21 protein-coding genes are annotated in these 22,522 nt (G+C 54.4%); 9 read left to right on the top strand and 12 right to left on the bottom strand.

The window, feature by feature from the left end; genetic code table 11:
• Nucleotides 1–37 precede the first annotated feature (37 nt).
• Both PuT2_RS05555 and PuT2_RS05560 read right to left on the bottom strand, forming a co-directional pair.
• On the bottom strand, nt 38–325 hold the full coding sequence (locus tag PuT2_RS05555; RefSeq protein ID WP_093970015.1) for a HigA family addiction module antitoxin: 288 nt from the start codon (nt 323–325) through the stop codon (nt 38–40).
• A gap of 23 nt (nt 326–348) precedes the next feature.
• Entirely contained in the window at nt 349–630 is a 282-nt protein-coding gene (locus tag PuT2_RS05560) for a type II toxin-antitoxin system RelE/ParE family toxin (RefSeq protein ID WP_093970016.1), read from the bottom strand.
• Between the two features lie 313 nt (nt 631–943).
• Here PuT2_RS05560 and PuT2_RS05565 point away from each other — a divergent pair, with 313 nt between their 5' ends.
• Nucleotides 944–1,765: an ATP-grasp domain-containing protein gene (locus PuT2_RS05565; RefSeq protein WP_143516106.1), complete on the top strand. Its 822-nt coding sequence runs from the start codon at nt 944–946 to the stop codon at nt 1,763–1,765.
• 12 nt (nt 1,766–1,777) lie between these two features.
• Here PuT2_RS05565 and PuT2_RS05570 read toward each other — a convergent pair whose 3' ends face one another.
• Both PuT2_RS05570 and PuT2_RS05575 read right to left on the bottom strand, forming a co-directional pair.
• Nucleotides 1,778–2,239: a hemerythrin domain-containing protein gene (locus PuT2_RS05570; protein ID WP_093970018.1), complete on the bottom strand. Its 462-nt coding sequence runs from the start codon at nt 2,237–2,239 to the stop codon at nt 1,778–1,780.
• A gap of 156 nt (nt 2,240–2,395) precedes the next feature.
• Nucleotides 2,396–4,702, bottom strand: coding sequence for an autotransporter domain-containing protein (locus tag PuT2_RS05575; protein ID WP_093970019.1), 2,307 nt, complete (start codon nt 4,700–4,702; stop codon nt 2,396–2,398).
• 307 nt (nt 4,703–5,009) lie between these two features.
• On the opposite strand from PuT2_RS05575, the gene PuT2_RS05580 reads away from it, so the two are divergent.
• The 3 genes from PuT2_RS05580 to PuT2_RS05590 all read left to right on the top strand — a co-directional run bounded on the left by PuT2_RS05580 (nt 5,010) and on the right by PuT2_RS05590 (nt 6,986).
• The gene (locus PuT2_RS05580; RefSeq protein WP_093970020.1) at nt 5,010–5,786 is read left to right on the top strand and encodes a glycosyltransferase family 25 protein; all 777 of its coding nucleotides are present in this window, start codon (nt 5,010–5,012) and stop codon (nt 5,784–5,786) included.
• A gap of 76 nt (nt 5,787–5,862) precedes the next feature.
• Complete coding sequence (locus PuT2_RS05585; protein ID WP_093970021.1) at nt 5,863–6,234, top strand: XRE family transcriptional regulator; 372 nt, start codon at nt 5,863–5,865, stop codon at nt 6,232–6,234.
• The gene (locus PuT2_RS05590) at nt 6,234–6,986 is read left to right on the top strand and encodes an RES family NAD+ phosphorylase (RefSeq protein WP_093970022.1); all 753 of its coding nucleotides are present in this window, start codon (nt 6,234–6,236) and stop codon (nt 6,984–6,986) included. The genes PuT2_RS05585 and PuT2_RS05590 overlap by 1 nt, the downstream gene beginning before the upstream one ends.
• A gap of 39 nt (nt 6,987–7,025) precedes the next feature.
• Here the strand turns inward: PuT2_RS05590 and rfbB are convergent, their stop codons facing one another.
• Nucleotides 7,026–8,051 carry a dTDP-glucose 4,6-dehydratase gene (rfbB, locus tag PuT2_RS05595; RefSeq protein ID WP_093970023.1) on the bottom strand — a complete coding sequence of 342 codons (1,026 nt, stop codon included), beginning with the start codon at nt 8,049–8,051 and terminating at the stop codon, nt 7,026–7,028.
• Nucleotides 8,048–8,548: a hypothetical protein gene (locus PuT2_RS05600; RefSeq protein ID WP_093970024.1), complete on the bottom strand. Its 501-nt coding sequence runs from the start codon at nt 8,546–8,548 to the stop codon at nt 8,048–8,050. The genes rfbB and PuT2_RS05600 overlap by 4 nt, the downstream gene beginning before the upstream one ends.
• Before the next feature lie 320 nt (nt 8,549–8,868).
• Here PuT2_RS05600 and PuT2_RS05605 point away from each other — a divergent pair, with 320 nt between their 5' ends.
• From PuT2_RS05605 to rfaH, 4 genes are all read left to right on the top strand, one after another.
• A complete protein-coding gene (locus PuT2_RS05605; protein ID WP_093970025.1) occupies nt 8,869–9,828 on the top strand; it encodes a glycosyltransferase family 9 protein in 960 nt (319 codons plus the stop codon).
• A gap of 13 nt (nt 9,829–9,841) precedes the next feature.
• Entirely contained in the window at nt 9,842–11,371 is a 1,530-nt protein-coding gene (pgi, locus tag PuT2_RS05610; protein WP_093970026.1) for a glucose-6-phosphate isomerase, read from the top strand.
• A 66-nt stretch (nt 11,372–11,437) separates the two neighbouring features.
• The gene (locus PuT2_RS05615; protein WP_093970027.1) at nt 11,438–13,279 is read left to right on the top strand and encodes a nucleoside-diphosphate sugar epimerase/dehydratase; all 1,842 of its coding nucleotides are present in this window, start codon (nt 11,438–11,440) and stop codon (nt 13,277–13,279) included.
• Nucleotides 13,280–13,285: 6 nt separating this feature from the next.
• Nucleotides 13,286–13,780: a transcription/translation regulatory transformer protein RfaH gene (gene rfaH, locus PuT2_RS05620; RefSeq protein WP_093970028.1), complete on the top strand. Its 495-nt coding sequence runs from the start codon at nt 13,286–13,288 to the stop codon at nt 13,778–13,780.
• 22 nt (nt 13,781–13,802) lie between these two features.
• Here the strand turns inward: rfaH and PuT2_RS05625 are convergent, their stop codons facing one another.
• Nucleotides 13,803–14,987 carry a DegT/DnrJ/EryC1/StrS aminotransferase family protein gene (locus PuT2_RS05625; protein WP_093970029.1) on the bottom strand — a complete coding sequence of 395 codons (1,185 nt, stop codon included), beginning with the start codon at nt 14,985–14,987 and terminating at the stop codon, nt 13,803–13,805.
• 27 nt (nt 14,988–15,014) lie between these two features.
• On the bottom strand, nt 15,015–15,752 hold the full coding sequence (locus PuT2_RS05630; RefSeq protein WP_254046948.1) for an acetyltransferase: 738 nt from the start codon (nt 15,750–15,752) through the stop codon (nt 15,015–15,017).
• A gap of 3 nt (nt 15,753–15,755) precedes the next feature.
• On the opposite strand from PuT2_RS05630, the gene PuT2_RS05635 reads away from it, so the two are divergent.
• Complete coding sequence (locus tag PuT2_RS05635; RefSeq protein WP_093970031.1) at nt 15,756–16,844, top strand: DegT/DnrJ/EryC1/StrS aminotransferase family protein; 1,089 nt, start codon at nt 15,756–15,758, stop codon at nt 16,842–16,844.
• Between the two features lie 27 nt (nt 16,845–16,871).
• Here PuT2_RS05635 and PuT2_RS05640 read toward each other — a convergent pair whose 3' ends face one another.
• The 4 genes from PuT2_RS05640 to asnB form a co-directional block, all read right to left on the bottom strand.
• Nucleotides 16,872–18,752: an acyltransferase family protein gene (locus PuT2_RS05640; protein ID WP_093970032.1), complete on the bottom strand. Its 1,881-nt coding sequence runs from the start codon at nt 18,750–18,752 to the stop codon at nt 16,872–16,874.
• Between the two features lie 94 nt (nt 18,753–18,846).
• The gene (locus PuT2_RS05645) at nt 18,847–19,437 is read right to left on the bottom strand and encodes a sugar transferase (RefSeq protein WP_093970033.1); all 591 of its coding nucleotides are present in this window, start codon (nt 19,435–19,437) and stop codon (nt 18,847–18,849) included.
• On the bottom strand, nt 19,434–20,612 hold the full coding sequence (locus PuT2_RS05650) for a glycosyltransferase family 4 protein (RefSeq protein ID WP_371596392.1): 1,179 nt from the start codon (nt 20,610–20,612) through the stop codon (nt 19,434–19,436). The genes PuT2_RS05645 and PuT2_RS05650 overlap by 4 nt, the downstream gene beginning before the upstream one ends.
• A complete protein-coding gene (gene asnB / locus PuT2_RS05655; RefSeq protein ID WP_093970035.1) occupies nt 20,558–22,516 on the bottom strand; it encodes an asparagine synthase (glutamine-hydrolyzing) in 1,959 nt (652 codons plus the stop codon). Before asnB ends, PuT2_RS05650 begins: the two co-directional genes overlap by 55 nt.
• Nucleotides 22,517–22,522 lie beyond the last annotated feature (6 nt).

Consider the following 22,522-nt stretch of genomic DNA (forward strand, 5'->3'; position numbering starts at 1 on the left):
TGTAACCATAGCAAAGCAAACAGGAAAAAGGTAGGCGTTACAAGCCCGTGCGTGCGGGCTGGACGTCAAATGTTCGGCCCGAGTGTTCGGCTTGCCACAGGTCGTAATCGGCCTGCATTTGCAACCACATAATGGCGCTGGGCGCCGAGATCCATTTCGATAGCCGCAACGCCAAGTCGGGGGTTACCCCAGCGCGCCCATTGATAAAGCGCGAAAACTGAACACGCGACACGCCAAGCTGGGCGGCGGCCTGTGTCACCGTAAGGCCTAGCTCGGGCAGTACATCGTCTTTAAGAATACTGCCCGGATGAGGTGGCTTATGCATCTGCACAATATTTACCCGATACGTTAATGATAGTCACAGTAATCAACCACAATGGCGTCTTGCCCATCGAACATAAACACAAGTCGCCAATTGCCATTTACCCAAATCGACCATTGGCCTTGAAACTCAAGCCCTCGCAATGGATGCAACCGCCAACCCGGCACATCCATATCCTCTGGGCATATTGCTCGATTCAACGCCATAAGCTGCCGCTGAAGCTTTGCTGCATGAGTCGCCTGAATTTTTGCTTTAGAGCCCGTTTCAAAAAATAATTGAATACCTTTGTGGCGGAAGCTTTTTATCATAATTGTATCTTGCATCTATACTAGATACAAGCAAGTGATTTCATCAACGAACAGCGTACGCGTGGCGGAGCATACTCAGCAATGCCACGCAGGTCAAAACTATCTACGCGATACAGCCTGCATTACTTACCAACAAAATCAAGCTGCGATAGACGAACGACAATACCGTACCTGCCGGCAATGCCCCTAATTGACACGGCTTTGCCCCCGTATTGCAGCCAATCGACTAGATGTAATCCACGGTAAACTCGGCAGTTACCCAATCCCGGCGCCCGGGGTGCTCTTTGCTCAACCTACGCCTCCTATTACCAACATGCTTCGCAGATTTGTCGTTCAGGCCACGCCCGATAACCCCAGTTCCGTTGAAGTCCTTACCTGCATTTCAACGTGCATGACGCGTAACTGGCCGCATGCTCGGGCAACGCTCGAGCAGCTCGACAGTGCGGCCGCAGCCCTTAAGCAAGGGGCAACACCCGTAGGTTCAGTCGAATTCATGCGGTATGCCATGATGGTGACCGGCATCAAGGTGCCGGCGGCACTTAACTACCCCAAACGTTTGCAAAAATGGCTGCACCGCGACATTAAGGCAAGCCGCAAGGGCGACCTGCCTTCTGAAGGCGAATGGTTTGTGAAGCCCGCCGTATCTACGAAGGCATTTCGGGGTGGGGTCTACGACATGGAAGATGTCAGACAAATTGACCGCTTGACCACACAAAACTACAACGCGCCGCCCACCGAACTGGCGGCCCGCAACGATGTCGAGCTGCTACGCAACCTGCCTAACGATTTCCCGGTGTGGTATGCACCGCCAGTGTCATGGCAAAGCGAATGGCGGTTTTATGTGCACCGCGGGCTGATCAAAGGTGCCGCACGCTACGACAAAGGGCTAGAGTCTGCCCCAGCGCCCGAGCGCAGTACGGTTGCGCAAATGGTGTCAGACCTGGCGTTCGATGCCCCCATTTCGTACGCTCTTGACGTGGGCATTTTAGAAAACGGCAAGACCGCGTTGGTGACAATGAACGACGCGTGGGCCTTGGGTTTTTACCCGGGTACGCTAGCCCCCGAAAGCTATATGGACATGCTGCGCGACCGGTGGATACAGCTTATTCAGCCCGGGCATGTGTCTTTGTTCTAGCAACCCAAAGCGTTAATCGGCCTCGTGGTTGGCCATACCCCGGCGCACCACGATGGGTACTGCGCCCAACTGCTTTTTAGCGACCCACTGCGCCAACGAAGCATCGAGGTAATCGGTGTGACTGGGAAACCAGCGCGCCAATTCGGCTGCCAGGCGCCGCGCCTCAGACGGGTCGCCCCCGTTTTGCAGGTACGCCGCAACGTCTCGCATTGACCCAAGCACCGCATTATGTTCATTCGTATGGCACTCGCGTGCGGGGAACGCGGTGCTATTCATGTAATGCTCTTCTTGCGAAAAATGGCGTTCGCTGTGCTCGATGAGCGCCTGCAAATGCGCCAGCATCTGCTCGTCGTCGGCCTTTAACAAGGCCCCAAGAATATCCACGAATTCGCGATGGGTAACGTCCATGGGGTCATAACCCACCAAAAAGGCATCGGTCCAGGTCAAGTCTTGTGGGGCGGCGGCGGTATGCATGACGGGCACTCGGCAAATTCGAAAACGGCTTCCATCATAGCAAAACCCCGGCAAAAGCCGGGGCAGAATGTGCTAAACACACGCCGGGTTCCAGATTTCGGATTCCGGGTTTCGTGCCTTGGGCGTCGGGCTATACACGACTGGAACGCAGAGCACTCAAAAATAATGCCGAAATTTCAGGTTAAAACCATGATCGTGCCGGCCGGGTGACAGCAGCCCCGAATAACCGGCCTGCAGCACACTGTGTTTACCCACCGGGGTCGACACCGTAAACGCGGCTTTCAGGGCATGCGCTGCAATGCCATGACCATGCGACGTAAACATCGTGCCGCGCGAACTATCGCGAAACGACTGCCGAGATTCGAATTGGCGGTCGGCATGGGCATAACGCCAAGCCAGTTCGGCCTGCAACATACCCAAGCCACCCACCGTTTTAAAGGCGTGTGACGCCGTCAACCCCAATACGCTGAACGCCGCCCAGTCGTTGGCACGCGCGTAGTTCAACGCCCCTGCACCGCCTTGCTCGGTGTGCGCGCCTGTCGAGCTGTGCACCACCGCCAGCTCTATAAAAGGCGAGAGCCCCGCAAAAGGCGACAAGCCCGCAAGCAAGGCCAGTCGACCAAAGACCTGCATGCTGCGGCTGTTAGAAACGCTGCGCAATGTGTCGCGCCAACGGCCAATTTCAAGGGAACGCGACGTTTTAAACGTGTGCCAAGCAACAGAAAGCCCGGCATCCATCTGTACCGGGCCGCGCACGGCACCGACATCGGCCCCCAAATGCAAACCATGAATGCGCGTGTCGGCGCCACCGCCCGAATCGCCCACGCCCTGAAAGGCACCAAAAGCCAGCGTGCCATCGGGCGCTGCCATTTGCCGCATATGGCGTGTATCTGCCCCGGCAAACACGCCCACTTCGGTCAAATGACTAACCAAATGCCGAACACCCACCGTAAAGCCCCGCAACGAGCGCTGAAAATCGCCCACACTACCCGCGGCCCGCCCTTTGCCCTGCGCACCATACGCGCTAGACCATACTTTGGTACCCTCGCACTTCGCGCCCGACGCCGCAGCAAGGTTGCCCGCAGCCGACAAAGCGTCGCAACCCCACGACCGGCTGCTCATTACCGCTTCGCGCACAAAGCGGCTGTCATCCAGCGCACCGGCACGTACAGTAGCCGGCCACGCTCCCGCCAATTGCCGATAGGCACTACGCGCCCCATCGCGGTCCAACACCACAATGGCGTCGTAAACCTGGGGCAAGTCTTTTACCCCAGGCACGCCCCCTGACGGCGTATCGATAATATCGGCCACGGCATTTTCGTCGTCCGTCACGGCCGGGGCATCGATCGGAACATCGTTTCGCGCCAACGTCAAAGACACCGACGTTGCGTCGTAAACCAGGGTGGGCGTCAGAAACGCCAGATTACTGTTAACGCCATCGAACCGGGTATCGTCAAAACCACCTGCTGCCGTCAAGAACCGGTACGAGGTTGACGGCTGCCAGTCGCCCGCCCCCGCCAGCGCCTGCACGTTACCGTCTAACAGCGCTTTGCCGCCGACAGCCAGCACATCGTGCCGCCCATCGGCCTCAACTTCGATAGACAACGTTGACCCGTCGTCGAAGCGGACATCACCAGGCACACGCAGCACACCAATACTGGCCCCCGGCGCCAGCGTGGCGCCATCACGCACCCAAACCGACGCGATCGACCCCGTGCCTTCCAGCCTCGCGCCGCTGGCGACCTGCACCGACCCGCCAAACCAGTCATTAACGGCCAGGGTGCCAGCCCGCACGACTGCAGCGCCCGTATAGCCCAAAGCATCTTTAGCCAGCACCAGACGGCCGCCACCGGTCTTCTCGAACGCAGCCGCACCCGAGACAATGCCGTCATGCGTGGCCTGGCCACTGTCAACATGCCAACCCACCGCCGCGCTGCGACCCGGGTCGTTCACCCGATACCCAGGAGGCACCGGCTGCGTCGTCATGTCGATAGCATCGAACTGCACGTTGCTGGCCACGGTTACCCCCGGTACGTAGGTTAGCGTAGTGCCAGTATTGACCTGAACGCCCGGCCCCACCGCCCTATTGCCGCCTACCACCACCCCGCCCTGCAACACACGCGTTACCCCACGGTAGCTGCTGTCGCCGGTTAGCGTTAGTGTGCCGCCGCCCAATTTGATCAGGCCGTCGAGCGAACCCGGCGCATTGGCAATGCGCCCGCTTAGTGTGACCCGCGCGCCATCGGCCACATCAAGCAACGCTGCATCACCAATAAGGAAATCGGCCGCACTGACATAGTCGGCGGCCTGAATTTCCCACACCCCGTCGGGGAAAAAAACGGGGGCAGATGCCGACTGCATTTGCCCCCATGCCATTTGTGCGCCAAAGGCCGCCTGCAACATCACAGCGCCCGCCCCAACAACCAAACCCCCGCACCGCCACAGCTTCTTTTCTTTATTCATCTATGGTGTCCTTAAGTGGATTTGCTCGTCACTGGTGTGACAAACTACGCGCATTATGACCATTATTGTAATTATGACAATATGAAAACACTTATAGACATATTTATCTATATAAGATAATCGCGCGCGTCAGACAAAAAACCATAAAAAAGAACAATAAAAGCAGCCAGAAAAATTTTTTAGCTGTCGGCTAGACGCCCACAGGCCATCTGACCGGGCGATTTACAGGGAACTTTCTGCGACAATCACGAACAAAGGATTACAATACCCAGTAAACCGTAACAAAACCCAACGGGCACCCGACACCATGTCGCACCAGCTCCCCTGCTTCGTTCTGTGCTCTTCCGACCAGGCCCCACACCGCGAGCCCATACGCGCTCGCCTCGAAGCCAAGGGTCTGCGTGTTACATTTTTCCCCATGGTCGAACGCGACAACATCACCGATCGTAACCTGGGGTCGTATATCAACGCGCACAAAAACAAATCCGAATACGGCGACGTTTTAACGCCCGACAACGTCACGGTGGCGCTTAGCCATTTAAATGTTTACCGGCATATTCTTAACCACCACCTGCCCGGTGCCGTCATTCTTGAAGAAGACGCCGATGTCGCCGAAACCCTGGTGCAGTTGCTCGACACAAAATCGGCCGAATGCCTCGAGAACATGTTCGGCTCGTACGAGCCCGTTGTGGTGCAGCTTACCCACGTGGCCCAGGCCTACCGCAGCCAACGCCGCGACATTGGCAATACACCCTTCAAAATGATGCGGCCCTACGGCACGGTGCGTCAATCGCGCGGGTATTTTGTTACCAACGCAGCCTGTCACAACCTGGTTAAAACGCAATACCCGGTCTGGACAAGCGCCGACCACTGGGAAGGCTTTGTCGAACAAGATATCTTCCGCTTGTGGGCGTTAACGCCCAACCCCGTCTGGGCCTGCGACCCTGCGGCCGAGCTCGCCCCCGCCAACCAGCCCGTTGCCCGCCCCGCCAACCTGCTCGACCCGGTTCACCGCGCATGGGACAAGGTCGTCACCGAAAACATCCTGGTCCGTCGGCTGCCCAAGCACCCGCCCGTGCGCTAACAGACGGGCTGCGCCAATTGTGCCATATGCACAATTAATATAGACTAAGTGCAAATATCACAACCAAAGGGTTGTTATGTCTGCACATCGCCAACCGCAAGTTACCCCTGACACCGTTTTAGCCAAGGCGGTCATCAACGCCGCTCAACAACTGGGCCTTAACCAGTCGCATCTGGCCGATGTCATTGGCATGCATCGCACAGCCGTCAGTCGCTTAAAGGGCAACGGGGAACTCGACCCCGAATCAAAACAGGGTGAACTGGCATTATTACTTGTCCGGTTAGCCAGGGCCTTGTATGCCCTTACCGGCGGCGACTCAGCCTGGGCACATCATTTCATGACGTCCCCAAACCGGGTAACCGGCGGCATACCCGCCCAACAGATCAAAACGGTTCAGGGTCTGGTTACGGTTTTGCAATTTGTCGACAGTATCAGGGGTAAAGTCTAATGATCTGGGCGCAATGCAACGGCGCCACACACATTGGCCCAATACACGGCACCTTGCACCGCCTGGTCGAAAGCCAAGAGCAAATTGCCACGCGCAATTACGTCGACACGCTTGAAGAGCAGGCTATTTTGGAAGACCTTCTGGAAAAGACCAAGCCGCCCTACCCCCAGGGCAGCCAGGCCTTGCATTATTTGTTGCGAACGCCGTTTCGCTACCCACCCTTGCCGTGGGGCTCACGTTTTGGTCAGCGCCACGAACCTAGTCTGTTCTACGGCGCAGCCCGTGTCCAAACCACCCTGGCCGAAGCAGCATACTACCGGTTTGTATTCTGGCACTCCATCGATGCAGCGCCACCCAGCCCCAAGCTGCAGTCACAACACACAATGTTTGGCGCCAGCTACAAAACACAGCAGGGGGTTAGGCTACAGCACCCACCCTTCAAGCAACATGCTGGCGCACTTACCCACCCCACGCGCTACGAAGAATGCCAGCAACTCGGCGCCAACATGCGATTGCCCGGTGTCGAAGCCTTTGAATACATGTCGGCCCGAGACCCTGAAGGCGGAACTTGCATTGCGCTTTTCACGCCACAGGCTTTTGGCAAAACGCAGCCCTTGTACAAAGAGGCCTGGTTTTGCGAGGTTACCGCCACACATACGGCTTTCAAGCGGCTTGACGAGCCAGACCTGTACACGTACCCACTAACGCATTTTTTGGTTGACGGCCATTTCCCGCTCCCGGCCAGCAGGTAGCCCAGCAACGACATTAACGCAAACACCACGACAATAACATCACGCCCGGCCCGCCAGCTCGGCAACCCAGGCGGTGTTGTCCAGGTACCATTGCACCGTTTTGCGGATGCCGGTTTCGAAGGTTTCGGCCGGTCGCCAGCCCAGTTCGCGTTCGATGCGGGTGGCGTCTATGGCGTAGCGACGGTCGTGGCCAGGGCGGTCGGTAACGAAGGCAATTTGCGCCGCGTACGACACGCCGTCGACGCGGGGCTGCAGTTCGTCCAGCACGGCGCACAGCGTATTCACCACCGACAAGTTCGCCTTTTCATTCCAGCCACCCACGTTGTACACCCGACCCAGCTCGCCCGCTTCCAACACACGCCGCACGGCCGCGCAGTGGTCAGACACAAACAACCAATCGCGCACCTGTTGCCCATCGCCGTATATGGGCAACGGCTGCCCCGCCAACGCCCGCTGAATACACAGCGGAATGAGCTTTTCGGGGTACTGATATGGCCCATAATTGTTAGAGCAATTGGTGGTCACCACCGGCAAACCATAGGTATGGTGCCAGGCCCGAACCAGGTGGTCGGACCCGGCCTTGCTGGCCGCATACGGGCTATTGGGTGCGTGGGGGTGGTCTTCGGTAAACGCCGGCTCGGCGGGCGACAACGTGCCGTACACCTCGTCGGTAGACACATGCAGAAACCGGAATGCCGCCTGCTCGGCCGCGCTTAAACCCTGCCAGTAAGCGCGTACGGCCTCCAGCAACTGAAACGTACCGACCACATTGGTTTGCACAAAAGCCTCGGGCCCGGCAATAGAGCGGTCAACATGCGACTCGGCCGCAAAATGCACCACCGCACGCGGCTGGTGCGTGGCCAGCAACCGCTGCACCAGCGCCGTATCGGCAATATCGCCATGCACAAAAAGATGACGCGGGTCAGAATGCAGCGAGGCAAGGTTAGCCAAGTTGCCGGCGTACGTCAGCTTATCGAGGTTAATAACAGGTTCGTCGTTAACCGCCAACCAGTCGAGAACAAAGTTACTGCCAATAAAGCCGGCCCCGCCGGTAACGAGAATCATGATGAGAAAAACTCCATAGCCTTACACCGCTCGGCGGCAAACGTGCCAAACCTAAAATCAAAGACCAACACTTTACCCTCAACCGTTTTAAACATGCCCGACACGTTGGCTGGCGGCGTTGCTGGCTGATTTAAGCCTGAAAAAAGACCCGTCGGCGCCTTTACCTGGGCGCGCTCGCCCAAGCCACTGGCCCGCGCGCAAAACGCGCGTACCGAGCCACTGCTGTCTTGCACCTGCAACGAGTCTATATGAACTGATACCGCCCCTGGCACTGACGATAAGGCTTTTAAAACGGCCTGCTGTTCGGAGGCTGTGGCAGGGCGTTTAGCGGCGTCGGCAATGGTTTCGACGGTGCCCGCGGGAGTCATGTCATCATCGGTAATTGGCCCCGCGCATGCCGACAACGCCAACACAAGCGGCACTAGCCAAGCACTGGCCCACGGCTTTCTGGCCGCGTACGCCGCCAGGGCTCCCCGCGTCATGATGCGCGACTTCATCGTTTCTTCCTAGTTCCTAATTGCTTTTGGGTAAATTTCGGGTGTTGTCATGGTGATTTATGGGACTGAAGCGTCCGCTTCAACAAACACCAGCATGAGCAGCCAAAAAAGTGGCTGCGCCATTATAGCCAGCGCCTACCACGCAAAACTGCCCCGCTATAATCACGCAAATACTTTGTAACATCGCCTTACGCACCATTGCCGGTGCAAGATGACGACCTACCCATGCCCAAGCCTCAAAGCACCCAAAACAACCCGTTGCCGCTGCCCACAGGCACCGCTGGCAACTACATTTTGCATCTGCAACACGCGTAAACACCATGGCCAGCATCGTAGTTTTTATTCGAAGCATGCACGCTCTGGGTGACCAGTTGGTAGGCTACCCCTTGCTGTACCAGTTGCACCAGCAATACCCCAACCATCGGGTAACCGTGGTCGCCCACGACCCGGTGGGCAACTATTACACCCAACTGCCGTGGGTACATCAGTTTGTGCACGCGACCACGGCCGTACAAAAGTACCGCTGCATTGCCAAAGACACTGAAATATTCATTGCCCTGCATCACAGCAGCGAACTGTACAGCCTGCTGGGGGCCATCAAACGCATACCCGTGCGGCTAGGCTTTAAAAACAAACGCGCCACCGACTTCTTATGGACGCACCGCCTGCCCAAAGACATTAACCAATATATTGGCCTGGCCAACCTACAACTACTGGGCCAACTACACCCGTTTGACCCCGTCCAGGCCGCGCGCGGCAGCATGCAATGGCTGGCCAGCCAAAAAGCCGCGCCTGTCGAACACACCGACGTGGTCTTTATGGTGGGCGGCGGCGCAGGTGCCTTCAAGCGATGGGGTATTGCCAACTACACCGCGCTAGCCCAGCGCCTGCGTCACCACCTGGGGCCAAACACCACCTTTACCTGTATTTTGGGCCCCGCCGAAACTAGCGAACTGGCCCAACTACAGCAAAGCAACGCCGCTAATTTCCGCCTGATGGTTAACCGCCCCCTGGCCGACATTGCCGACGTGTGTCTGAATGCCAGGCTTGTTGTGGCCAACGACTGCGGGCCATCGCATATTGCGCAAAACGCCGGCCCCCCCTACGTAGGCCTGTTTAACGAACCCAACCCAGAATGGTTTTGGCAGCGCCCGAATACCTGCGCCGTAACGCCACCCCAGGGCACAATCGACATACAATCGGTGTCTATCGAAAGCGTCGAAGCTGCCTGTATGGCCGTGCTGGAGCGCTCCCCAACCCTTGTTGCCGCAGCCGCCTGAAAGCCACACACCTATGCACACCATCCTCTGGCAAAACCTGGAACGCGCCGTTCAGCAAACGCAGCTGTCAAAAGATACTTTGCGCTTAATTCCGGCCGCTGGAATAACGCTGGACGTCAGCGCACAGCGCTGGTCGGAAGACATAGCCGTTGCTGCGCAGGCCCTGTTAGAGCACCACCAATTTACCGAACGACGCAACGCTTTGCTAAACGGCGGCATTGCCAACCCCACCGAGGGCCGCGCTGCATGGCACACCGCCCTGCGGGCCGCAGCCCCCGTTCGCGAAGTCGCCGACGAGCGCCGGCGCGTTACCGACTTTGTACGCCTGGCCGACGCCGAGCGCCGTTGGCGCAATGTCATACACATTGGCATTGGCGGCAGTGACTGGGGCGTACGCCTGGCCGTAGGTGCTTTTGGTTATGCAGGCACATGGCGCAACGTACGCTTTGCCGCCAATATCGACGGCCATGCCATGGCCGGCGCCATGGCCGGGCTAGACCCGCACGACACCCTGGTTGTGATCGCGTCCAAATCGTTTACCACCAGCGAAACCCTGCAAAACGCCCAGCGCGCCATCGAATGGTTAAAAGGCGTCGGCATTGCCGACCCGTATCAGCACATTGTGGCCATTACCGCCAAGCCCGATGTGGCCCTAGCCTGGGGCGCACACCCGAACCGCATCTTTAAACTGTGGGACTGGGTCGGCGGGCGGTTTTCGTTGTGGTCTTCGGTAGGGCTAACCATTGCCCTGGCCGTAGGCGTAGAAACCGTAGCCGGCCTGCACGCCGGTGCCGCCGCGATGGACCACCATTTTGCCCACGCCCCGTTTGCCAGCAACGCCCCCGTGCAAATGGCACTGGCCGGCGTTATTAACCGCAGCATTCTAGGGTACGGGTCGTTAAACATTGCCCCCTACGACTTCAGACTGGGCTACTTGGTACCCTATTTGCAGCAACTAGAAATGGAGTCGCTAGGTAAGTCGGTAGACCTTAACGGCAACCCCGTGGCCATGGCCACCGGCCCCGCCGTGTGGGGCATGCCCGGTACCGACGCCCAACACACGTTTTTTCAGTGGCTGCACCAAGGCAGCGACGGCGCCCCGGCTGACTTTATTGTGTGCCAGCACGCCGACCACGTCTGGCCCGAGCACCACACCCGCCTGCTAGCCAACTGCCTGGCCCAACGCGAAGCCCTGCTAAACGGCAAAACCCTAGAGCAAGCCTTCGAAGAGGGCTTGGCTCGTGGCCTAACGGCGGAACATGCCCAGTCCCTAGCCAAACACTGCACCCACCCGGGCGGGCGGCCGTCTAACCTGATTGTGCTGCCACAACTTTCACCCTATACCCTGGGTGCACTACTAGCCCTTTACGAACACAAAGTATTTACCCAGGCGGTGTGCTGGAACATTAACCCGTTTGACCAGTGGGGAGTGGAATATGGAAAGACACTAGCATCGAATATCTTCACTAGTCTTTCTGGAGATAATATTACTAATAAGCCCGACAACTCAACAACATACTGGTTGAGCCAATTAAAAAAATAGCTATCCGCCTCGCTATATCCAAAGCCTGTCGAGTAACAAAACCTGCCCGTTCGCAAAAAAGGCACCATGAAGTCTGTTCGCTCCACTCTTGTCTTACTCTTTGACCTATGCTGTGTCGCTCTGGCGTGGCTGCTCGCGTTTCTACTTCGCTTTAATTTCGAGTGGCCAACAGGCTACGAAAAGACACTGTGGATCGGACTACTTCCTTTGCTATTTGCGCAAGGTATCGCGTGTCGCTGGGCGGGACTTTATCGAGGCATGTGGATATTTGCGAGCATTCCGGATTTGCGTCGCGTTTTTAAAGCCGTTCTCACCTCGGCCATAGTATTACTGGTTATGGCTTCACTCAGTCCGCAAGACATAATAATTCCACGATCTATTGTTGTACTGTACCCCCTCCTTTTATTGGTATTTATGGGCGGCGGACGCCTCGCATGGCGCATGTGGAAAGAGCATCGTCTTTACCACCCCAAGAAAGGCTTAGGCAGACCTGTTGTTGTGATCGGAGCAGGTACCGCAGGCGCAATGCTTGTTCGCGAACTGGAGCGTAGCCCAGACTGGAGCGTCGTCGCCTTGGTAGACGACGATCAAAACAAGTGGGGCCTTGAAATTTCCGGGTGCCGTGTCGAGGGGGGCACGGACCAATTAGCCGAAGTCCTAACACGCTGGGAAGCCCGGCACGCTATTGTCGCAATGCCATCTGCAAAATCATCGACGCTACAACAAGTCACGCAACTTGCAGCGCTATCAAATGCACAACTCTTTACCGTCCCAGGCCTAAGCGAACTAATGAGTGGACGTGTAGAGATAAACTCCGTTCGCCCCGTAAAGATTGAAGACCTTTTAGGGCGAGAATCAGTCAACATTGACACTAGCGGTATCGCCCAGATGCTGCAAGGAAAGCGGTTATTAGTCACAGGGGCCGGCGGATCAATAGGCAGCGAGCTATGCCGTCAGCTAGCGCGATTCGAACCCGCAGTTATAGTGCTCTTAGACTCAAGCGAGCTAGCCCTGTACTCAATAGAGCAATGGTTTAAATCGAATCTACCTGCCACCGCCATACTTCCTCTTGCCGCCGACATTAAAGACGAAGTCCGTATAAAACAAATTTTTGACGATTGGCAACCCGAAGTAGTGTTTCATGCCGCCGCCTACAAACATGTTCCGCTCATGGAGGTTCACAATGCTTGGCAAGCAATGCGTAACAACGCCATCGGAACTTTAACTGTTGGTAAACAAGCCTCACGGATAAAGGCAGAACGATTTGTACTGATTTCAACGGACAAGGCTGTTAACCCAACAAACGTAATGGGCGCGACAAAACGAATGGCAGAAATGATTTGTGAAGCGCTCTATAACGAACCCGATAACACAACATGCTTTCAAATGGTTCGCTTTGGGAATGTACTTGGCAGCACTGGCAGCGTCATACCAAAGTTTCGCGAGCAAATTTTACAAGGTGGCCCAGTAACAGTTACACACCCAGAGATCACGCGCTATTTCATGTCGATACCAGAGGCTGCGCAACTTGTATTGCAAGCCGCCGCAATGGGGCAAGGCGGAAAGATTTTCGTACTGGATATGGGAGAACCGGTAAAAATAGTCGATCTTGCTAAAAACATGATTCGACTCTCGGGGTTTGCAGAGGAAGAAATTCAAATTAGCTACACAGGCCTAAGGCCTGGCGAAAAGCTATACGAAGAACTCTTGGCGGACGACGAGCACACGCTTCCGACACACCACGAAAAACTTAGAATCGCCAAGGCGCGTCCTGTGGATGAAGCGTTTTTTGAGTTTATTCAAAACCTCGCCACCTCCAGCGCCTCAGTTCAAATGCCTGATGAAGCCGTAAAGCATATGCTGAACAAGTGGATCCCCGAATATCAACCGCAACAACATCGATCATAGTCAGAGATGTGCTGGCACCTTGTTCACACCAAACCAAAACAAGAGAAGATTGCCCTGGACAACCTTCGGAGGCAAGGGTACGAATGTTACCTGCCATCTATACAAGTCGAGAAACTTCGACATAGGAACGTAGTAATCTCCTGCGAACCTCTTTTCCCTCGCTATCTTTTTATCAAACTAGCCCAAGGAAACCCAGCTAAAAGTTGGTCTCCCATTCGCTCAACAAAAGGCGTTAACCGTCTTGTCTGCTTTGGGACCAAACCTGCCCAAGTAGATGATCAATTTATTGCATCTCTGCAAACGCACGAAGCCGCACAAAGCGAACCACAGCGCTTATTCAAACCGGGACAGCGTGTGTACCTAACTCTAGACCCGTTCGCAGGCCTAGAGGCGATCTATCAAATGACAGATAGTGAGCGCAGAGCCATGGTTCTGATCGAAATCTTGAGTAGACCTGTAGCGGTAACAACTTTAGCGACCAATTTGCGCAAGGCCGATTAACATCTAGGCATGCAGCCTATACCTAAGCAAGTGATTGTGTTGCCTCATGCATTACCAAGGCTAAGGATGTACAGGTTTGATCGATTTCCTTCTCTGTCAATGTTGGATGCACCAGGAACATGAGGCTGGTTTCCCCCAACTCTCGCGCGACAGGCAGGCGCTCCGTTGGGCGTAAGCCTGTCGCCTCAAACGCCTTTTCCATGTAGACCTCGGAGCACGAGCCCTCGTAAACCGGCACGCCCTTGGCCTGAATTGCACCCATGATTCGCTCTCGAGACCAACCTGGAGATAGCGCCTCAAGACGCAAGAAGACGTAGCACTTATAAGCCGCGTGTTCAACCCCCTGCGGAATGAAGGGGACTCGTAACCCTGGCAAACCACGCGCAGTCTCCCATATGCGATTAGCATGCGCCAAGCGGGAGCGATGCCAATCCTGCATCCGTCGCAATTGAATTCGCCCAATTGCGGCTTGCATTTCAAGCATGCGCCAATTTGTCCCAAAAGACTCGTGAAGCCAGCGATAGCCGGGCGGATGCTGGCGCTCATATACGGCATCCCAAGATTTTCCATGGTCTTTATAAGCCCACATTCGCTTCCATAACAGGGGATCATTGGTTGTAACCATTCCTCCCTCCCCACCCGTTGTCATGATTTTGTCTTGGCAAAATGACCAGGCGCCAACATGACCTATAGACCCCACGCGTCGCCCTTTATAGGATGCACCGTGAGCCTGCGCGCAGTCCTCAATGACGTGAAACCCATGCCGCTCTGCCAACTCCATAATTGGATCCATATCACAAGGCCAGCCGGCCAAGTGCACGCAAATAACGGCACGCGTGCGAGAGGTCAGGACTGCCCGAATCGACTCGGCAGTAATACATTGGCTGTCCGGATCAACATCCGCAAAAACGGGTTTAGCGCCAGCATTTACGACACAAGACACCGAGGCTAAAAAGGTTCGAGGTGTCACGACGACCTCGTCACCAGCGCCCACCCCCAAGCCAATCAAGGCCAAATCTAATGCGACAGTACCATTTGCTAAAGCAATCGCATGCGCCGTGCCTGTCCATACGGCAAACTCTGTTTCGAACTCTCTACACTCTCGCCCCGTCCAGTAATTAACGCGATTGGACAAAACGACATCATGTACAGCTTTAGCCTCTTCCTCGGTGAAAGAAGGCCAAGGAGAGAAAGTAGTATTCAACATAACGCACCAAGTTTTATTGCTTAATAATCAAGAAACCAAAATTTTTGCGGGGACACCGACAACAGTGCGCCCATCTGCAATATCATTTATAACGGCAGCGCCAGCGCCAACACGAACCAATCTGCCAATGTTTAGGCCTTGCCTAACCGCTGCACCAATACCAACCCAAGCCAGCTCACCAACTCGTACACTCCCCGCGAGATGGGCTCCGGGACTAATATGCACCGCATCACCCAACAAACAATCGTGGTCAACACTACAGGCGGTATTCAGGATACCGCCCTCGCCGATTATGGTATCGGAGTTAATGACTACCCCTGCCATGACAACTGTACCCTCGCCTAACCGAACCGAACTACTGACCACAGCGGCAGGGTGAATGATTGTTGCAATATGCGCACCGACACTTTGAAGCGCCCTGAGCTTCGCTAGCCTAATAGTATTGTCACCTATTGCTACGATCACACCGTCGAAACGATCAACAGCGTTAAGCAAAGCGGCTGTATCACCTGTCACGCCCCACCTTCCAATCCGGCGTTTATCGGGCCATGCATCATCAAAAAAGCTTACATCGCCCCATCCGGCAAGAAGGGCAGCCTCGGCTACAACTTTGCCATGTCCGCTCGCACCTAAAATAGCTAAAGATCTCATTGAAAACAACGCCAGTACTCGTCCATAATGCGTTAAATTATCGCCCAAAGTAAGGAAATGGCCGAATAAGAATCGCGCTTTAACTTCCTTTACATAACTTATTTTTTCGGCCACACCGTGATTGAATTTATCGACCTAAAAACTCAACAGGCACGCATCAAGGCAAAGATCGACGCCAATATTGCAAACGTTCTATCTCACGGACAGTACATATTGGGGCCCGAAGTGGCAGAGCTTGAGTCACGATTAGCTAGCTATGTGGGTGCCAAGCATTGCATTAGTTGTGCAAACGGCACCGATGCTTTGCAGATTGCGCAAATGGCTTTAGGTATTGGTCCCGGCGATGAGGTCATCACACCGGGGTTTACCTATATTGCCACGGCAGAGACGGTTGCCATACTGGGGGCAAAGCCGATATACGTGGACGTAGACCCAAAAACCTACAACTTAGACCCGGCGCTTCTAGAAGCCGCAATTACACCGCGCACACGGGCCATCGTGCCTGTGGCCTTGTATGGTCAATGTGCCGATATGGATGCTATTAACACCATAGCCTCACGCCACAACATTCCGGTGATCGAAGACGCTGCCCAAAGTTTTGGCGCCACTTACAAAGGACGCCATTCGGGAAATCTCAGTACCATCGCCTGCACCAGCTTTTTCCCCAGCAAGCCACTTGGCTGCTACGGTGACGGCGGAGCACTTTTCACCAACGACGATCAGTTAGCCACCGTCATCCGACAAATAGCTCGCCATGGCCAAGACCGCCGCTATCACCATATCCGCGTCGGAATGAACAGCCGCTTAGACACCATACAAGCTGCCATTCTTTTACCTAAGCTGGATATTCTGGCCGAAGAAATCGATGCGAGACAAAAAGTGGCCAAACGGTACGATGCTTTACTAGCGCCCCTTGGCGTAATCACACCCCATATAGAGAAACACAACATCAGCGCTTGGGCTCAATATACTATACGCATCCCCAATCGCGAGGCTGTACAGAACCTGTTACGTCAAGCGGGCATTCCTACGGCAATCCATTACCCTACTCCTTTAAACCGTCAACCCGCAGTAGTCGACTCAGCGGCTTGGCTACCTGTCGGCGACCAAGCAGCAGATGAAGTACTGAGCCTGCCTATGCACCCTTATCTTACCGACGACCAAGCGCAACATATCGCTCGGAGGTTGGAAATCGCAATTGCGTAACACAAGAGGAAGAAACAAGCCTTCATTTCAGTTAGCCGTAGCCAATACGGAGGCGTCGAACAACCTCCGACCGATATATTTCGCGCCTTCTTTCGTTAGATGGCTCCCGTCATAGGAAATCAGCTCGTCGTCCGGCGTCACTACTGGACACTTAAAGTCGTCTCCACAAATAGTAGCTATCTGGTCAACAAAACTCTCTGGTCTAACCCCTTCACCAAGAATACGATTCACTTCTAAAATCTCAGCCGACGGTTGATGACGGATTGAGCCTCGACTAACTTCCCCAAGGGCCAAGAGTTCGGCGATATTGACAGTGCCAAAACTCTTAGGACCAATCACAAAAAGACGTTGGTCAGACTCCAAACTCATCTTTTCAATCGTTTCAGGCAATAACTCAGCAGCCCATTTACTCCAACTGGCGGCCAAAATTACGATGTCGGCCTGCTCGACCAACGCTTTCGAAGAGCGAACAGTTGGGTTCCTGGCGCAGGCAGGCCGATCAACAACAGCAATGTACTGGATGACACTCTGCTCAACATCTACTATCTGACATACCGCAGGTATGTAAACGGTACGAATTTGAGCATCCTCCCAACGACCAGATTCGTAGATAACATTAACAAAATCCTCTGCGAAACTATCGCCTAGGATTAAAACTTTACGACGCGAGTCTGACACAAACCCTTGCTGCAATCCCCCAAATCGACTCGATACATAGTTTGACTGCAATCCTATATCGGCGAAACGCCACCATCTTAATTCTTCATCAGTAAACCGACTCGACACCCCTTGTGTCAAAACAAGCGCCCCACCGACACTAAGCGCCACAGCAGACGACAACGCAGCTAAGCTAAAGACAGCACTGCGAGTAAGAAACCCTGGGTTTCTGAAAGGGAGCTCTACATATTTCCAACTTAACGCCGCTAATCCCAGACTACCCAGAACGAGTAAAAAAGAGGATATATGCCCCAACTGCCCACCAATGATATGAGCATAGGCAAACAATGGCTGATGCCATAAGTAAGCGCTATAAGAAATCAACCCTATGCCCACCAGTCCCCGAAACGACAGCATGCGACCCAAAACACCTTCTGACCGCAAGAACGCCAGCAATAGCGCTGCACCTACGGACGGGATTAACGCACGCCAACCGGGGAACGGGGTAGCCTGATCAAATAGTACAATCGCCCAAGCAATCGCCCCCATGCCAACCCACGACATTAGTTCAGCCACCAAAGACGGCGTCTTCGATGGCTGAACATTGGCAGCTATTACAGCAACCAAGGCGCCTAGCAACAACTCGAAAGCGCGAGAGGGGAGCAAATAAAACGCCGCTACAACCCTGCCAGTTTGAACTCCCCACTGGCTAATCCCCAAAGAAATTAACGCCACAAAAATTATTGCACCCAATAACCACGGACGGGCATAACGCCAAACAAAACCCAGGAAAAAGGGGAAAAAAATATAAAACTGTTCCTCGACGCCCAAACTCCATGTGTGCAGCAAGGGACTTTCGAGCGCCGCTGTAAAATAGTTTGTGGTCTGCCAATACAAAATATTAGAAACAAACAGGGTTACACTCACCATCCCCTGACCCAAACGCCAGAGCGCGTATGGATCCATCAGAAACCACCCAAAAGGTAGACACACCAAGAGAACAAAAAAAAGCGCAGGAAATATTCTGCGTATACGTCGTTCGTAAAATTTCGCTATAGAAAACTCGCCCGACGCAAGCTCCCGCAGCAAAATACCAGTTATCAGATACCCACTAATAACAAAAAAAACATCCACACCTACAAATCCGCCAGAAAGCCCCGGCATACCGGCATGAAATAAAATTACCGATAAGACAGCTATTGCCCGCAACCCATCAATTTCAGGACGATACTTTAATACTGCTGAACGCATGTTTTATTTATTCATTAGATAATAAAAGTCAACGAAGGCGTCGCTGGAGGGCTTGCGCGATAAAAACGGCAGTAGCATACAACGGCGAACCAAATTATTTAACGCCGGTAAACTTCGACATAGTTGCCTGTCCTACCTGACTAACGCCCTCACGCCTAAGCACCTTCTTCAAAGTCATACATAAAACGTACAAATCCAGCCATAACGTCCGATGGTCCACGTACCAAACGTCTAGCTTAAACTTCTCATCCCAATCAATAGCATTGCGGCCATTAATTTGCGCCCAACCAGTAATGCCGGGCCGCACCTCGTGGCGTCGAGCCTGCTCAGGCGAATAAAGAGGAAGATATTCCATCAACAGTGGACGTGGCCCCACGAGGCTCATTTCCCCTTTCAAGACATTCCATAATTCTGGCAGTTCATCCAAGCTAGTAGATCGCAAAAACTGGCCAAAAGCCGTCAATCGAAACTCGTCTGCAAGCGGCTGGCCATCAGGCCCATATGCATCGAGCATGGTCCGGAACTTGATCATATTAAACGGCCGACCATTCAACCCCGGACGACTCTGGCGAAACAGCACAGGCGCACCCAACTTGTAGCGAATAAGAACGACAAGGCACAAAATTACAGGCGACAACAACGCAAGGCACAGCACCGCGCCACAGATGTCCATGAGGCGCTTCACGACTTAACCCCCATTTCACGCAACATCACAGCGTTAACCTTCTTGACATCATATTTCTCCTCTGCAAGCCGTCTCGAAGCGTAACCAAAGCGTTGAATGTCGTTGGGAGAATCAAGCAAACACCTCATCGCATTGCCCAGTGACTCAACTGAGCGAACAGGTACCAAATATCCGTTGTGCCCATTAGTTACTGTTTCTCGACAGCCCGGCGCATCTGTTGTAATGATTGCACGCCCTACGGCCATCGCCTCAAGTACAGTCCGGGGCGTCCCCTCTCGATATGAAGGCAAGACATAAACACTACAACGGCGCAAAGCTGGCCTTACATCTGTCAATCGACCTAGGTATTCCACGACGCCCTCATCCTCCCACGCTGCCAGCTCTTGCGCCTCGACCGAATCGGGCCCTTCGTCCAGCCAGCCCGCCAGTAAAAACTGCACTGATGGGAACTCGGCACGCAATTGCTTGGCCGCCTGAACATACTCGCGCACGCCCTTGGCCACAAGCAAACGGGCGATCATTAAAAAAACAATAGGATCTTGAGGCGGCTCAAACTGATCGAATTCCTGTATATCAACCCCTGAGCCGTTAACTACTATGGACGGCGTCCTAGGATTTAATATATTCAACGTACGAAACAAAGCCTCGTCATCAGGGTTCTGAAAAAACACCTTTGTCGCCCGACTTAAAGCGTACCGATACAACCGACGAGCCAAGCCCGCCACCAGACGCGCTTTAGCTGTGTGGGGTCTATCTTGAAAGGCATAGCCTAAACCCGTAATCAATGCATAACGCCCACCTACACCAGCCAACCATGCCGCAAGCGATCCGTAGATTACCGGCTTTATCGTGTAGCCTAGAAATACGTTAGGCCGTAACCGTCGCATCAAGCTCCACAAACCATACAAAGAGCCTAAATCTGCAAGAGGGTTCATACCTGTACGCTGCAGGTTAAGACTATGCGGCGTCACACCACGTGCACGCAATGCATCACTCATACAGCTATCGTTAAGGCCGGGCGCCGCAACGTGCACCTCTACCCCCGCCTTTAGCAGATCATCGATCAATGGCCCCCTAAAGTTAAGCAAAGAATCCGCGTAACCCCCAACAAGCAGCAATTTCACAGCTCGTCCTCCGCACTTGATATCCAGGCCTGAAACATCAGAATGGGCCACAAACGATATTGCCAGTTATAGCCGCCCTTCAAATGTTGGTGCCATAGTTGACGAATCGGTGCCGGATCAAAGTACCCCTCGGCACGCAACCTTTCTTCAGACAAAAGATTGTCTGCCCAGTCACGTAAAGGCCCACGCAACCAATCATCTATTGGCATGCCGAAACCTTTTTTAGGTCGCTCAACCAGTTCCCGAGGCACATGGCGATACAACACTTGCCTGAGCAACCATTTACCCTGTCCATCCCGTATTTTCATGCGCAGCGGCATGCGCCATGCGAGCTCAACAACCCGATGATCCAGCAGTGGTGCACGCGTTTCCAGACTGGCGGCCATTGCAGCGCGATCCACTTTCGCCATTACCTCATCTGGCAAGAATGTCTGAGCGTCCATCGCCATCATCCAATGTTCGAAGCTGTCTGTTTTGGGCCAGGCTGCCATATTGGTCATTAGCGTCTGGGGCTCGCGTGCTCCCAGTACCACGCTAGCTGGATCCTGCCAATGGCTGGTCAACCTCCTGAAATAATCCTGTTCGGTATCAAGCTCAAGGACATCAGCCAATTTTTGCGCCTTCGTTCCGGGTATAGCCAGGCGGAAACGTTCGGGTAGTATTGGCTTGAGCCAAGAAAAAACACGGTCCCACCCCTCTGGCGACATGCTGCGCAAAAAGGCGGCGAACGCATGGCGCAATGGTGCAGGTAGCGACTGCATTCGCAACCATACTCTACGCGCACCCAGGTAGCGGTTATACCCCCCGAACAGCTCGTCGCCACCGTCTCCGCTTAGAGCGACCGTCACATGTTGACGAGCTAGCTTACTGATAAGATAAAGCGGTACTTGCGAGTCAGCACTCAGTGGCTCGCAATACATACTCGGCAGAAGGGGAATAACATCCAGAGCGTCTTCGGGCCTGACGATTAAAGGTGTGTGGGCAGTCCCCAAATGCCTCGCCACGCTCTCGGCGTGTTTGGCCTCGTCATACTCACTACCATCGAAACCAATAGTAAATGTGCGCACGGGCCTTGAACTCTGCTTTTGCATCAGTGACACAACCGTCGAGCTGTCGATCCCCCCGCTAAAGAACGCCCCGACAGGGACATCAGCCAGCATCTGACTACCGATTGTTTCTGAAAGGCGCGACTCCAAGGCGCGGATGGCTTCAACATCGCCACCATCGAAGGGATTGGACAGCCCCTCAGTTACCGTATTGTTAAAACTCCAATAAGGATAGGGAAGTGCAGACTTTGCCAAAGCAGAGCCCTGACGCAAGCAAATATCCACGCAATGACCAGGCAGAAGTTTAGACACGCCTTCGTAGATAGACCAGGGAGCCGGTACGTAGCCATGCCTTAGAAACAACGCCAAGCAACCGCGATCCACCCCAGCCCGAAAGCCTGGATAGGCGAGTAACGCTTTCAACTCTGAACCGAAGAGCAATGTATTCGCCTGCCAACCCCAAAACAAGGGCTTCTCACCCACACGATCACGAGCCAAGGAGAGAACCCCAGAGTCCCTGTCCCAAAGCGCGAGCGCAAACATCCCCACAGCACGCTCTAGCGTACGCCGCAACCCCCAAGCCTGGACACAAGCCAGCAAAGTCTCGGTGTCCGAATGCCCCCTCCATTGAGTTGCATCCAGTTCAGCCCGCAAGTCGAGATGATTGTAAATTTCGCCGTTGTAAACTAAGACGTACCGTCCACAGGACGATAGCATCGGCTGGCGCCCTGCCGCAGACAAGTCCAAAATGGAAAGACGACGGTGAGCCAAAGCAAGCGGCACGGCAGGGTCAACCCAGACTCCGTCATCGTCAGGGCCACGATGCGTCAAAGTACGCACCATGCGGCCCGCAGCCGCTTCAATACCAATTGCAGCTTCCGGCTGCCAGATGCCCACTATTCCACACATGCCAAG

It is taken from the genome of Pusillimonas sp. T2 (assembly GCF_002236805.1).
Taxonomy (GTDB): Bacteria; Pseudomonadota; Gammaproteobacteria; order Burkholderiales; family Burkholderiaceae_B; genus Neopusillimonas.

Excerpts from the sequence above, each read along its gene's own strand:
- PuT2_RS05555 (WP_093970015.1), bottom strand. The coding sequence starts at position 325 with ATGCATAAGCCACCTCATCCGGGCAGTATTCTTAAAGACGATGTACTG.
- PuT2_RS05560 (WP_093970016.1), bottom strand. The coding sequence starts at position 630 with ATGATAAAAAGCTTCCGCCACAAAGGTATTCAATTATTTTTTGAAACG.
- PuT2_RS05565 (WP_143516106.1), top strand. The coding sequence starts at position 944 with ATGCTTCGCAGATTTGTCGTTCAGGCCACGCCCGATAACCCCAGTTCC.
- PuT2_RS05570 (WP_093970018.1), bottom strand. The coding sequence starts at position 2,239 with ATGCATACCGCCGCCGCCCCACAAGACTTGACCTGGACCGATGCCTTT.
- PuT2_RS05575 (WP_093970019.1), bottom strand. The coding sequence starts at position 4,702 with ATGAATAAAGAAAAGAAGCTGTGGCGGTGCGGGGGTTTGGTTGTTGGG.
- PuT2_RS05580 (WP_093970020.1), top strand. The coding sequence starts at position 5,010 with ATGTCGCACCAGCTCCCCTGCTTCGTTCTGTGCTCTTCCGACCAGGCC.
- PuT2_RS05585 (WP_093970021.1), top strand. The coding sequence starts at position 5,863 with ATGTCTGCACATCGCCAACCGCAAGTTACCCCTGACACCGTTTTAGCC.
- PuT2_RS05590 (WP_093970022.1), top strand. The coding sequence starts at position 6,234 with ATGATCTGGGCGCAATGCAACGGCGCCACACACATTGGCCCAATACAC.
- rfbB (WP_093970023.1), bottom strand. The coding sequence starts at position 8,051 with ATGATTCTCGTTACCGGCGGGGCCGGCTTTATTGGCAGTAACTTTGTT.
- PuT2_RS05600 (WP_093970024.1), bottom strand. The coding sequence starts at position 8,548 with ATGAAGTCGCGCATCATGACGCGGGGAGCCCTGGCGGCGTACGCGGCC.
- PuT2_RS05605 (WP_093970025.1), top strand. The coding sequence starts at position 8,869 with ATGGCCAGCATCGTAGTTTTTATTCGAAGCATGCACGCTCTGGGTGAC.
- pgi (WP_093970026.1), top strand. The coding sequence starts at position 9,842 with ATGCACACCATCCTCTGGCAAAACCTGGAACGCGCCGTTCAGCAAACG.
- PuT2_RS05615 (WP_093970027.1), top strand. The coding sequence starts at position 11,438 with ATGAAGTCTGTTCGCTCCACTCTTGTCTTACTCTTTGACCTATGCTGT.
- rfaH (WP_093970028.1), top strand. The coding sequence starts at position 13,286 with ATGTGCTGGCACCTTGTTCACACCAAACCAAAACAAGAGAAGATTGCC.
- PuT2_RS05625 (WP_093970029.1), bottom strand. The coding sequence starts at position 14,987 with ATGTTGAATACTACTTTCTCTCCTTGGCCTTCTTTCACCGAGGAAGAG.
- PuT2_RS05640 (WP_093970032.1), bottom strand. The coding sequence starts at position 18,752 with ATGCGTTCAGCAGTATTAAAGTATCGTCCTGAAATTGATGGGTTGCGG.
- asnB (WP_093970035.1), bottom strand. The coding sequence starts at position 22,516 with ATGTGTGGAATAGTGGGCATCTGGCAGCCGGAAGCTGCAATTGGTATT.